Annotated in this window: 11 protein-coding genes; 4 read left to right on the forward strand and 7 right to left on the reverse strand. The window is 62.8% G+C overall.

Annotation, left to right across the window (positions count from 1 at the left end; all coding sequences use genetic code 11):
- Positions 1 to 8 precede the first annotated feature (8 nt).
- Positions 9 to 1,124 carry a Gfo/Idh/MocA family protein gene (locus tag LJE98_RS15695; RefSeq protein WP_229576159.1) on the reverse strand — a complete coding sequence of 372 codons (1,116 nt, stop codon included), beginning with the start codon at positions 1,122 to 1,124 and terminating at the stop codon, positions 9 to 11.
- Between the two features lie 128 nt (positions 1,125 to 1,252).
- Between LJE98_RS15695 and iolD the strand changes: the two genes are divergently transcribed.
- Genes iolD through LJE98_RS15715 form a run of 4 tightly spaced genes read left to right on the forward strand, consistent with a single transcriptional unit; the run spans position 1,253 to position 5,829 of the window.
- On the forward strand, positions 1,253 to 3,124 hold the full coding sequence (gene iolD / locus LJE98_RS15700; protein WP_229576160.1) for a 3D-(3,5/4)-trihydroxycyclohexane-1,2-dione acylhydrolase (decyclizing): 1,872 nt from the start codon (positions 1,253 to 1,255) through the stop codon (positions 3,122 to 3,124).
- Positions 3,121 to 4,122 (forward strand): PfkB family carbohydrate kinase, encoded by a 1,002-nt coding sequence (locus tag LJE98_RS15705; RefSeq protein ID WP_229576161.1) that lies wholly within the window; start codon positions 3,121 to 3,123, stop codon positions 4,120 to 4,122. Before iolD ends, LJE98_RS15705 begins: the two co-directional genes overlap by 4 nt.
- A gap of 16 nt (positions 4,123 to 4,138) precedes the next feature.
- On the forward strand, positions 4,139 to 4,981 hold the full coding sequence (locus LJE98_RS15710) for a 5-deoxy-glucuronate isomerase (protein WP_229576162.1): 843 nt from the start codon (positions 4,139 to 4,141) through the stop codon (positions 4,979 to 4,981).
- Positions 4,978 to 5,829, forward strand: a complete 852-nt coding sequence (locus LJE98_RS15715) for a class II fructose-bisphosphate aldolase (RefSeq protein WP_229576163.1) — start codon at positions 4,978 to 4,980, stop codon at positions 5,827 to 5,829. Before LJE98_RS15710 ends, LJE98_RS15715 begins: the two co-directional genes overlap by 4 nt.
- Before the next feature lie 298 nt (positions 5,830 to 6,127).
- Here the strand turns inward: LJE98_RS15715 and LJE98_RS15720 are convergent, their stop codons facing one another.
- The 6 genes from LJE98_RS15720 to LJE98_RS15745 form a co-directional block, all read right to left on the reverse strand.
- Positions 6,128 to 7,018, reverse strand: coding sequence for a dihydrodipicolinate synthase family protein (locus tag LJE98_RS15720; protein ID WP_229576164.1), 891 nt, complete (start codon positions 7,016 to 7,018; stop codon positions 6,128 to 6,130).
- A gap of 25 nt (positions 7,019 to 7,043) precedes the next feature.
- Positions 7,044 to 8,663: an ABC transporter ATP-binding protein gene (locus LJE98_RS15725; RefSeq protein WP_229576165.1), complete on the reverse strand. Its 1,620-nt coding sequence runs from the start codon at positions 8,661 to 8,663 to the stop codon at positions 7,044 to 7,046.
- Positions 8,656 to 9,573, reverse strand: a complete 918-nt coding sequence (locus LJE98_RS15730; RefSeq protein WP_229576166.1) for an ABC transporter permease — start codon at positions 9,571 to 9,573, stop codon at positions 8,656 to 8,658. The genes LJE98_RS15725 and LJE98_RS15730 overlap by 8 nt, the downstream gene beginning before the upstream one ends.
- A gap of 10 nt (positions 9,574 to 9,583) precedes the next feature.
- Complete coding sequence (locus LJE98_RS15735; protein ID WP_229576167.1) at positions 9,584 to 10,498, reverse strand: ABC transporter permease; 915 nt, start codon at positions 10,496 to 10,498, stop codon at positions 9,584 to 9,586.
- Between the two features lie 82 nt (positions 10,499 to 10,580).
- On the reverse strand, positions 10,581 to 12,080 hold the full coding sequence (locus LJE98_RS15740; protein ID WP_229576168.1) for an ABC transporter substrate-binding protein: 1,500 nt from the start codon (positions 12,078 to 12,080) through the stop codon (positions 10,581 to 10,583).
- Positions 12,081 to 12,103: 23 nt separating this feature from the next.
- Positions 12,104 to 12,712, reverse strand: coding sequence for a DMT family transporter (locus LJE98_RS15745; protein WP_229576169.1), 609 nt, complete (start codon positions 12,710 to 12,712; stop codon positions 12,104 to 12,106).
- Between the last annotated feature and the right edge of the window lie 37 nt (positions 12,713 to 12,749).

Genomic DNA, 12,749 nt, shown 5'->3' on the forward strand with positions numbered 1-12,749 from the left:
TTCCTTTTCTAGATCGATGAGATGGCAACCCACCGTTTTTCGGCGGCAGAGTGCAGGGCGGCGGCGACGATCTGATTGACGATCATGCCGTCTTTGAAGGAAGGCCAGGCCGACTTTCCTGTGGCGATAGCCTCGAGAAAGTCGCGAGCCTCGATGATGATCTGGTCCTGGTAGCCGGTGCCGTGGCCCGGCCCCTGGCAGAACGGCTGGTAGTCGGGATGTTCGGGGCCTGTCAGGATCTTGCGAAACCCACGCTGTGCGGCCGGCCCTTCGGCGAGATAGAGCCAGAGCGCGTTCTGATCTTCCTGATCGAAGCGGATCGCGCCCTTGGTGCCATGCACCTCGTAGGCGTATCCCATCTTCCGCCCGGTCGCCACGCGGCTGAAAAAGAGGTGACCCATCACGCCGCTCTCGAAGCGGCACATGAGATGCGCCTGGTCGTCGTTGGTGACCGCGCGCATACCCTCCGGCGACGGGCGCTCCTTGTGAACGGTCTCGATCTCTGCGCTGAGCGACGCGATAGGGCCGAGCAGGGTCAAGGCACAATTGATCATGTGCGGGGCGAGATCGCCCATCGTGCCATTGGACACGCCCTCGGTCCGCCAGGTGGCCGGCGCCAGCGGATCAGCCAGGAAGTCCTCGGTGTGCTCGCCCCGGAACCAGGTCACTCGGCCGATCGCCCCATCCTCGATCAGCTGCCTTGCAAATTGCGTTGCCGGCGTGCGGATGTAGTTGAAGCCGACCAAGTTGACGACACCCGCCTTATCCGCCGCCTCGACCATGGCCTGGCTATCGGCCAGCGATGCGCCCAGCGGTTTTTCGCAGAACACCGGTTTGCCGCGCGCGAAAGCCGCTTCGGCGATCGCGCGATGCTGCGACTGCGGCGCCGCGATGACGACGGCCTGAACCATCGGGTCATCGACCAGTTCCTGCCAGTTTGCCGTCGCCCGCGAAAAGCCGTAGGCGGCCCGATAGCGCTCCGCCGTATCGGGGCTCGAGGCGGCGACCATCTCCAGGCGCGGCCGAAGCTCGGTGTTGAACACGGCACCTACGGCCGCATAGGCGACCGCGTGGGCCTTGCCCATATAGCCGCCGCCAATGATGCCGATTCCGATCTCGGTCATGCTTCCCTCCCATCCGCCAAAAAAACTTTTTGCAAGCGGTTGCAAAATTGGTAACGTGGGTTCAAGCTTTAATCAACGGCCTAAATGTGTCGGCTAGCCAAAAAAAGATAGCCGGTCGAGGGAGAGACATGACCAAGCCCGTAGAAACCGTACGCCTGACGACCGCGCAGGCGATCGTACGATTCCTGGTGAACCAGTACGTCGTGATCGACGGGCGGGAGACAAGGTTGTGCGGCGGCGGATTCGGCATTTTCGGCCACGGCAATGTGCCGTGCCTCGGCGAAGCCCTCTATGCCGTTCGCGACGAACTGCCGCTCTATCGCGGCCAGAACGAGCAGAGCATGGGCTTCGCCGCCGCCGCCTATGCCAAGTACCACCTGCGCCAGCGCTTCATGTTCTGCACCGCCTCGGCCGGACCCGGCACCGCCAATCTCCTGACGGCCGCCGCCCTGGCGCATGCCAACCGGCTGCCGATGCTGATGCTGTGCGGCGACAGCTTCGTCACCCGGCTGCCGGATCCGGTCCTGCAGCAGCTCGAACACTTCAATAACCCGACGCTCGGCGTCAACGACGCGTTCAAGTCCGTCACGCGCTATTGGGACCGGATCACCCACCCCGCGCAGATCATCCAGGCGCTGCCGGCGGCAATCGCCACCATGCTCGATCCGGCCGACTGCGGCCCGGCCTTCATCGGGCTTCCGCAGGATGTTCAGGGCTGGGCCTACGACTACCCGGTCTCCCTGTTCGACAAGCGCATCCACCGGATTCGCCGCCAGACCCCCGACATCGCCGAGATCGCCGACGCCGCCGCGCTGCTGAAGACGGCACAGCGGCCGATGATCATCGCCGGCGGCGGCGTGCAATATTCCCAGGCCGTGGCCGAACTCACTGCCTTCGCCGAGCGTCACGGCATCCCCGTCGTCGAGACCATTGCCGGGCGCGCAAACCTCCTCAACGATCATGAGCTCAACATCGGCCCGCTCGGCGTCACCGGTTCGAACAGCGCCAACGCCATTGCCGAGAAAGCCGATGTCATTCTGGCTGTCGGCACCCGCATGCAGGATTTCACGACAGGCTCCTGGACTGCCTTTGCTCATGACGCCCGCATCATCGGCCTGAACGCGGCCCGTCACGACGCGATGAAGCATCTGTCACTGCCGGTCGTCGGCGACGCGAAACTCGGCCTGCTCGCGCTTGGCGAGGCGCTCGACGCCTATCGGGCGCCCGGCACCTGGGTCGAAGCCGCCGCGGGCGAGCGCAAGGCGTGGAACGCCTATGTCGCGACGAACGTAGCGCCCGGCAACCGGCCCAACTCCTATGCTCAGGCGATCGGCGTCGTGAACGCACTGTGCGACAAGCGCGACCGCGTTGTTGCTGCGGCGGGCGGGCTGCCCGCGGAACTGACGGCCAACTGGCGCACGCTGGAAGTCGGAACGGTGGACGTCGAGTTCGGCTTTTCGTGCATGGGCTACGAGATTGCCGGGGGATGGGGTGCGCGCATCGCCCAGTCGGAACGTGAACCGGACCGGGACACGATTGTCTTCGTCGGCGACGGTTCCTACCTGCTGATGAATTCCGACATCTACTCCGCGGCGCTGACCGGCAAGAAGCTGATCATCCTGGTACTGGACAATGGCGGCTACGCCGTCATCAACAAGCTGCAGAACAACATGGGAGGCGACAGCTTCAACAACCTGATCGCCGATTGCCCGACCATTCCCGCCCCGTTCACTGTGGACTTCGAGGCCCATGCAGCCGCCATGGGCGCCGAGGCCGTCTCCGTGACCAGCCCGGAGGAACTGGGCAACGCCTTCAAGGCGGCCAAGGCCAGCAGCCGCACCAGCGTTATCGTGATGAAGGTCGACCCCTACGAGGGCTGGACGCAGGAAGGACATACCTGGTGGGAGGTCGGCACGCCGCAGGTCTCCGGAAGTGAGCGCGTTCTCGATGCCCACAGGAAGGTCGAAGACAGCCGCCATCGTCAGAGAAAGGGCGTATGATGGATCGGGTATTGTCCGGCATCGGACGCAACAGCTTTCTCGTCGTCGGCCGCGTAGGCATGGATACTTTCCCGGAACCGCCAGGCACGGCCATCGAGGACGCTGAACTGCTGCGCGTCGACATCGGCGGCTCGGCCGCCAACATCGCCGTGGGGCTCGTCAAGCTGGGCGGAGTGGCCGCGCTCGCCACCCGCGTCTCCGACGATGCTGTCGGCCGCTATTGCGTCGCCAGACTGCGGCGATACGGCGTCAGTGCCGATCACGTCCACCCGGTCTCCGGTCCCGGTGCCTCTGAGCGCCGCAATTCCTTCGCCATCTACGAATCGCGACTGGAAGGGCACCAGAGCGTCATCTACCGCAATGGCGCCGCCGACTTCGAGATGGATGCCGCCGACATGGATGCGGTCGATCTCGCGCCCTACGGCGCGGTGATCGCGGCGGGCACGGTGTTCGCCGCCGAGCCGTCACGGAGCGCAGCCTTCCACGGGTTCAAGCGGGCAAGGGCCGCCGGCATGCCGGTGATCTTCGATGTCGACTACCGGCCCTATTCCTGGCCCTCGCCGGAGGTCGCCAGTTCGGTTCTGTCGGAAGCGGGCGCGCTTGCCGACATCATCGTCGGCAACGAGGAGGAGTTTGGCTTCATGGCCGGCGGCATCGACCGCGGCCTGGACATGGCCCGCGACCTGGCGCGCACGAGTGCTGCCATGGTGGTCTACAAGATGGGCCATCGCGGGGCGATCACCCTGGTCGGCCAGACCGAAACGCGGACCGGGATCTACAAGGTCCAGGCGCTCAAGCCGACCGGCGCCGGAGACAGTTTCATGGCCGGCCTGCTGTCGAGCCTTGCTGACGGCCGTGAGTTGACGGAAGCGGTCCTGCGCGGATCGGCCTGCGCGTCCATCGTCGTCTCGAGGCCGGGCTGCGCCCCGGCCATGCCGACCCGCCTGGAACTTGACGCGTTCCTTGCCTCGCATCTCGGCCCTGAACTGGTCGACTGAAACGGAGAGCCCCTTCATGCACATTCCGCCCTATGACAATCGCAACGAGCCGATCGTCGGCATAGACCACAAGCTGGTTCCGCTGAACTATTTCAACATCGTCAAGCTCAGGCGCGGAGAGACGTTCGACTACCGGCTCGCCGGTTACGAGACCTGCATCGTTCCCGCCACCGGCACGGTAACGGTGGAATGCGCCGGAGAGACATTCGCCGACATCGGCACCCGCGTCACCGACGTCTGGGATGGCGATCCGGAAGGCGTCTATGTCCCGACCGATGTCGCTGCCCGCATAACTTGCCGGAGCGAAACGGCGGAGGTCTTCGTGGCGGGGGCGAAATTTGCCGAGACGCTCAAGCCTTTCGCCGTGCGCGCCCAGGATCTGGACGTGGTCCAGTACGGCTCGGACGAGACCAAGACCCACCGCAAGATCAAGCATGTTCTTGGAAGCGCCTACCACGACCGGGTCGGCCGTTTGCTGGTCAGCGAACTCTACACTGTCGGCACTGGTGGCTGGTCGGGCTTTCCCAGCCACAAGCACGACACCGACAGGCTGCCGGAGGAGACCCGGCACGATGAGACCTACAATTTCCGCTTCAAGCCCAACCATGGCTCCGGTCTGCAGATGCTGCAACGTGTCGACAACGAACCGGGCGATGCCTACCACGTCGTCGACGGATCGACGATCGTGCTCGACAAGGGCTACCACCCGTGCTGCGTGCTGCCAGGTTACGAGATGTACTATTTCACCGTCCTTGGTGGCCTCAGCCAGCGCAGCCTGAAGCAGTATTTCCAGCCCACTCATGCCGATCAGTTGAAGACCATTCCCGGCATCATGGACATGGTGGCGAGGTTCAAATGACCGTCGCCACGCTGGCCGAAGTCCTCCAGCCCGCCTTGCGAGGCGGCTATGCCGTCGCCGGACTGGTCTGCCTCGGCTGGGAGGACATGCGCGCCTATGCCCAGGCGGCCGAGGCGGAATCCTGTCCCGTGATTCTGCAGGCAGGACCCGGATGCCGGGCGCATACCCCGCTCCCGGTGCTGGGGGCGATGATGCGTTGGCTCGCCGAAAGCGTCAGCGTCCCGGTCGTGCTGCATCTGGATCATGCCTACACACATGCCGAATGCGAAGAAGCAATTCGTTGCGGCTTCACCTCGGTCATGTTCGACGGATCGAAGCTTTCTCTGGAGGATAATATCGCGCAAACCCGCTCCATTGTGGCCATGGCGCACGCTGCAGGGGTGTCATGCGAAGGCGAGATTGGCTTTGTCGGATATGCGGGAGGCGCAGGATCGAAGGGAACTGAGCCGGCAGAGGCCGAGATCTTCGCGCGCGAGACGGGCGTCGATGCCATGGCCATTTCGGTCGGCAATGTCCATCTTCAGATCGGGGTCGATAAAGGCCTTGATGAGGATCGCATTGCTGAGATTTCCGAGCGTACCAGTGTTCCGCTCGTCATTCATGGAGGATCGGGGGTTCCCGTCGCACAACGCGCCCGCCTGGCAAAGAGCACGACGATCTGCAAATTCAACATCGGCACCGAACTGCGACGAGAATTCGGAGCAGCGCTCCGCCATTCTCTGGCGGCTCAGCCCGACAAATTCGACCGTATCGAACTGCTCAAGCCCGTCCACGAGCCCCTGATGATTGCGGCTCGACAGATAATCCGCAACATCTCGAAGCCTATGGCGCACGATCAGGATGAGTGAGGTCGTCGACATCTTTCCAAACGACGATGCCCTTGCTCGTCTCGTCGACGCGCTGCGCGCTCGAACAGAACGATGAAGGGTTGTCCACCGGCCCCGCGACGTGACACTGAAACCCATCGCCTTATGAGCGATGATCGGCTCATCAGCCGGCCGGCGGCACGCTGACCCGTTCCCGGCTCCGTCCGGAGAGCCCGGCGAGGCCGATACCCAACCGTGTTACGGAACAGACACACGACTGAAACGACCGCGGTACCGGCACGACCAGGCGGAATGAGGCGCAGTCCGCGAGGACTGCCGATCAGCCCCTGGCGACAACACCATATCGCCGCAGGATCTCCGCGACCTTCGCGTCCTGCTCCGGATCCGGCAGCAGCGCCGGCTGCCGACTGGCGCCGACTGTCGCATCCTGCAGGTAAAGCGCCCGCTTGACCATAGCAGGCGCGAAACCAAGGGCGTAAAGATCCGTGCGAAAGGCGGTAAAGACCGTCTGCTGGCGCTCGGCCTCGGTGAGATCGCCGCTATTGTAGCCCCTCAGGATACCGGCCAGCACATCGGGAAGGGCATTGCCGAGGCCGGAAATGCAGCCTGCAGCGCCGTTCTGCAGCGCCCAGAGCACGAGATGATCAGGACCGGAATAGACATCGAAGCCCGGCATGTCGCGAGACACCGCGAGATAGGCTTCCAGTGTCTCCTTGGCACCACCCGAGTCCTTGATGCCGGCGATGTTGCCATGGGACGCAAGCTTGCGTGCCGTCTCCGGCTCGATGTGGTTCTGCGTGCGGGCCGGAATGTCATAGAGATAGATCGGCGTCTTCACCGCATCCGCAACAGTCGAGAAATGCCTGACAAGGCCGTCCTGGGTGCAGGCGATGAAGAAGGGCGTGATGACGGCGATGGCCGTCACGCCAATACGGTCGAATTCCTTCGCGAGCTTGATCGTCTCGAAGGTCGCCGGCATGCCGGCATTGACGATCACGTCGACGCGCCCGCCGACTTCGTCGACCACCGCTTCGGCAAGCGTCACCTTTTCCTCAAAGGTCAGCGCCGAGAAATCACCATTGGTGCCGGCACACATGATGTTGTTGCCAGCCGCGACCTGACGGCGGACTTGCGCACGTGTGGCTTCGTAATTGATCGTCTCGTCCTCGTTGAAGCAGGTGACGAGCGCGACGAAGGCCTTTTTCGACATGGGTATTCTCCGGTAATTCTAAAGGTTAGGAGGCGCGGCTCAGACGGGCAGCGCGGTTCTGCGCCTGCACATCTGGATCGGGATCGAGCCCGGCAGCGAGCAGCGCCTGGGTATAAGGCTTCTGCGGTGTGTCGAAGATTTCGCGCACGGTCCCAAGCTCGACGACCTCGCCCTTCTGCATGACCATCACGTGATCCGCGAAGTCGCGCACCACGGGCAGATCATGCGCAATGAAGATGAAGGCGATGCCCATCGTCTTTCGCAGCCCGTCGAGAAGCGCGATGACCTGCGCCTGGACCGACACGTCCAGCGCGGATACGGCCTCGTCGCAGATGATCAGTTGCGGCTCGAGCGCAAGCGCCCGGGCAATCGCGATGCGCTGGCGCTGTCCGCCGGAAAACTGGTGCGGGTAGCGACCCATATGCTCAGGCCCCAAGCCCACCTGGGTCAGCAGTTCGGCAACCCGGTCCCGCCACTTCGCCTTGGGCAAGATATCGGGGTGGATGACCCAGGCTTCTGAAATGAGCTGGTAGACGGTCATGCGTGGATTGAGCGACTGGGTGGGGTCCTGGAAAACCATCTGCAGGTCGCGCCTGAGCTTGTAAAGCTCCGCCGGCGACAGCTGGAACAAGTCCCTGCCCTTCCACAGCGCGGTGCCCGAATCCGGTTCGTCGAGCCTGAGCAGGATGCGGGCGAGCGTCGATTTGCCCGAACCGCTTTCGCCAACAATGGCAAGAGTCTCGCCGGCCAGAAGGTCGAAGGATACACCCTTCAATGCCGTGAAGGCACCATAGTTCTTATGCACGTCCCGCACACGCAAGACCGGTTCTTCACCCTTCAGCGGATCATGCATCTCGCCCTTGCCGGGCGCTGCAGCGATCAGTTTTTTCGTATAGGCATGCCGCGGGTTCTTGTAGACCTCACGCACCATGCCGGCCTCGACCAGAACGCCCTTCTCCATCACCACGACACGGTCCGCGATCTCGGCCACCACGCCGAGATCGTGTGTGATGATAAGGACGGCCATTCCGGTCTCGCGCTGCAACTCCTTGAGAAGCGCCAGCACCTCGGCCTGCACGGTGACATCGAGCGCGGTTGTCGGCTCATCCGCGATCAGAAGGTCGGGACGCAGGGCAAGCGCCATGGCGATCATGACACGCTGACGCTGACCGCCGGAGAACTCGTGCGGATATTTGTCGAGCGCATGCGCGGGGTCGGGAATGCCGACGCGTCCGAGAAGCCGGAGTGCCTCGGCCTGCGCCTTCGCGCGCTCTGTCCCATGGGTGGTGAGGGCCTCCCGGATCTGCCAGCCGACGGTGTAGACCGGATTGAGATGGCTGAGCGGATCCTGGAAGATCATCGCAATCTTGCGACCGTTGATCTCACGACGCTCCGACAGGGGCATCGTCAGCAGGTCGACACCATCAAGCAGGATCTCACCCGAGGAGATGCGACCGGGCGGCATGTCTATGAGGTCCATGATCGCCGAAGCCGACACCGACTTGCCCGAACCGCTTTCGCCGAGGATCGCCAGCGTCTCGCCGCGATCCAGATGGTACGACATGTCGCGTACGGCCTTCACCACGCCAACCGCGGTATGAAATTCGACCGAGAGGTTGCGGACTTCGAGAAGATGGTCAGCCATGCTTGGCCCCTTTCATTTCCAGGCGCCAGCGCTGCACCGGATCGAGCGCAATCCGCAGCCAGTTGGACAGAAGGTTCAGCGACATCGTCGTGAGGATGATCGCGAGCCCCGGCCAGAAGGAAAGCCACCAGGCATTGGTGAGATATTGGCGCCCCTGGCTGATCATCAGGCCCCAGGTGATCTCCGGCGGCTGGATGCCGATGCCGAGGAAGGACAAGGCACTTTCGGCAAGCATCACATAGGCAAAGTCGAGTGTGGCGAGCGTGGTCAGGGTCGGGAGAACCACCGGCAGGATGTGCCGGAACAGGATGCGCTTGCTCGACGCTCCCATGACACGTGCCGCCTGCACGAACATGCGTTCGCGGATTTCCAGCACCTCCGCGCGTGTGGTGCGCAAATAGACCGGGATCCGGGTGATCGCGAGCACCATCATCAGATTGAGGATCGAAGACCCCAGGATATAGAGGACGATAACCGCGATCAGCAGCGACGGAAAAGACATGATGACGTCTGCCAGACGCATGATGATCTGGCTGACGCGCGGCGTGGTAAAGCCGGCGATCAGGCCCAGAACCGTCCCGATGACAGCTGAAATCAGCACGGCACCGGCCGCGACCATCACGGTGTTCTGGGTGGCCACGATGATGCGGGCCAAGAGCGGCCGACCGAGCGCGTCAGCCCCCATCCACCAGACCCATACCCTCTCGAAATCGAAGGGCGCTGCATTTCGGCCCCGCAGGTTCTGCTTGGTGGCAAGATCACCAAGCCAGCTGGGGCCAATGACGGCCATCACCAGGATGATGAGGAGAAAGATCGCGGCGCAAAGCGCGAACTTGTCGGCGAGCAGCATGCGGAACATGCGTTTGAAGAAGGGAGGCTCGTCGATGATGACGGTGGCGTCGATGGACATCGTGTCCTCCTCAGTTCCGGATGCGCGGATCAAGCAGCGCATAGGCGAGGTCGATCAGCAGGTTCATGAGGAAGATGGCGAGCGCCGTGACAAGGATCGCGGCAAGCACGACGTTGAAGTCGCGCTGCAGGATGGAATCGATCATCAGCTTGCCGATACCGGGAAAGCCGAAAATGGTCTCGATGATGACGGCGCCGTTGAGCAGGCTCGCGGCCTGATCACCGATCACTGTGATGACGGGAAGCATGGCATTGCGCAGCGCATGAATGAAGATGATCGGGGTGGATTTCACACCCTTGGCCCGCGCAGTCTTCACATAGGCCGAGGAAAGCGCGGTGATCATCGAACCCCGGACGACCTGAACGATAATGCCGAAGGGGCGGACGAAAAGCACTGATATCGGCAGGATCCAGTGCCAGATCGAACCGGTCCCCGAAGTCGGCAGCCAGGCGAGGTTTACGGCAAAAACGACGATGGCAACGATCGCCAGCCAGAAATCGGGAACCGAGGCCCCGACGAGGGACACGATCGAGGAAAAGCGGTCGAAGAAGCCGCCGGCCCGGAAAGCGGCCAGCGAGCCGACAACGATGGCTGCAACCGTCACGAGGCTCATGGTGATGACCGCGAGCCACAGGGTCCAGACGAAAGCCTCAAGCACGACGTCCAGTGCCGGGCGCGCCTTGCGCAGGGATTCGCCGAGGTCTCCTGTCATGACATCGCCGACGTAGCGGCTGAACTGCACGAGCAGGGGATCATTGAGACCATGCAGTTCCCGGAACTGGTTCTTCATCTCCTCCGAGGCTTCCACCGGCAGGAAGAGGGCCGCCGGATCGCCTGTCAGTCTGGAAAGGAAGAAGACCATGACCACGAGCCCGATCAGGGAGATCAGACTGGCCACAGCGCGTTTTCGGATGAAGCTCAGCATGGCGTCCTCGAAGAAAGCGGTGCGGCGGGATCATCCCGCCGCAGGACTTGCAGTGAACAGGACGGCGCGCGCCGCCCGACGATTACTTGATCTTGATCTCGGAGAGCTGGAGCATGGAATTCGTCGCCATCGTCGGCTTGAAATCCAGTCGCTCGGAAACCCGCGAGAAGCCGACCATGTGGAAGAGAAGCACATCTGCGACCACTTCGTCATGCAGATAGGCGATCAATTCCGACCAGAGCTTTGCCCGTTCGTCACCGACGGCAGCAGAGGCGCGCGTGATCAGATCGTCCACCTTCGGGTCGGAGAAGCCCGACTGGGTGCCGTCCGTCGCGTATTTGAAGAACATCGAGAAGGACGGATCACCTTTCGAATTGTCGTGCATGGCAGCGACGATCCGAGGGCCCCGGCCTTCTGCAAAGGGCTTCGAATAATACTGCTCGTGTTCGGCCACTTCGACGAACTTCAGATCGATCTTGAACCCGACCTCCTGCAGTTGCTGCTGGATCGCCTCCATGATTTCGGTGACGTTCGGGAAGTTTGCCGAACGGGCGACGATGGTGATCGGCGTATCGACCTTTACGCCGTCGGACTTCGCCTCCTCGATCAGCTTCTTGGCAGCATCAGGGTCGTAAGCTGGCACCTTCACGTCCGGATTCCAGCCGAGCGTCGGCGGGGGCACGATGGCGGTGGCGAGCAGTGCGCTGTCCGGCAGCAGGGTCCCGAGGAAGGCTTCGCGATCGACAGCAAGGTTGAGTGCCCGGCGAACGCGGACGTCGTTCAGCGGCTCGATATTGTGGTCAATGCGCAGATAGACGGTTTCGCTGTCGAGGTAAGAGAAGTCGGTCGCCGGATTGGTGGCTTCGACCTGCGAGATCGACGGCGACAGATCTGCCTCGCCCGCCTGAACCATGGCTGCGCGTACGGCAGGGTCAGCGCGGAACAGATAGGTGGCTTCGGTCACCTCGGGCTTTGCGCCCCAGTAATCGTCGCGGCTCGTGAGGACAATCTGCTGCCCGGGTGTCCAGTTGCTCAGCTTGTAGGGGCCTGTGCCAACCGGTTCGCGGACGAATTCCAGAGGTGTCTCCTCGGGCACAATGGTGACGAGCGACAGAAGCAACGGCAGGATCGGCTGCACCGGATCGGCCTTGAAATCGACGGTGTAGTCATCGACGACCGTCGGTGTCACGGTCATGCCGCCGAAGTAGCGTCGGGATTCGCAGCTGTTCTTGTCACTCATGATGCGGTCAAAGCTGTGCTTGACGTCCTTGGCATCAAAGGTGCTGCCGTCGGAGAACGTCACACCCTGGCGCAGATGAAAACGCCAGCTACCATCGGCATTCTGCTCCCACTTCTCGGCAAGGCGCGGCTGGACGCCGGTGCCGCCGCGCACATCGAGCTCGGTCAGCGTCTCGCTGACGTTTTCCATGATGATGCGGCCGATGTTCGAACGCGTCGCCATGCAGGGCTCAAGCAGATCGGCCTCTTCCGGCAACACCACCTTGATCGGCCCAGAGCCGGCATAAGCCGGGGAAAGGGTGGTGCCCATGACCAGGGCACACAGCAATGCAGTCTTTCTCATTTCCATTCTCCTCCCAGATGAATTCAGTTTGAAGCTTTCACGCCTTGCGGGCGCCCAGCCAAGAGCGCGGCGAGACAGATCGGGATCGCTCCGACCACAGTGGTCAGAGCAATGCTTTCGTTGAACAAGGCAGAACCGCCGAGTGCCACGAGAGGTAGGCGCAGAAAATCGATCGGCGCGACGATGCTTGCGGGAGCAATCGACAGGGCATGCGTCAGGAGACCCATGCAGCTGGTACCGACCACGCTCTGAAGGGCGAGCAGCGCCAGCTCCCAGTTTCCCGGCATGGCGAAGAAGGCCACAGCGAGCGACAACGAGATCGTCACGGTCAGCGACAAGCTCCAGACGACCAGGGTCGAGGTCGCAACGCCACGCTTCATCGATTTCAGGATCAAGTGGATACCGGCTTGCAGAAGCGCGCCGACAAGGCCGAGCCCGATAGCCGGCGCAAAGCCGGACTGAGACGTGCCGACAATGATCATCGCACCGGAAAATCCGGCCAGCCCTGCAGCGAGCACGGCACTTCCATGGACACACAAGCTCCCGGCGTCGGACGCAGCCAGCACCGCCGCCGCCCCGGTCGCGAAGAGCTCTGCTGCGGAAACCCGCTCGCGCCTCTCTTCTACCTGCATGACACCCTCCCCGGCCGACCTCCACGTCGGCATGCCC

This window comes from Rhizobium sp. 'Codium 1' (assembly GCF_020889605.1).
GTDB lineage: Bacteria > Pseudomonadota > Alphaproteobacteria > Rhizobiales > Rhizobiaceae > Allorhizobium > Allorhizobium algae.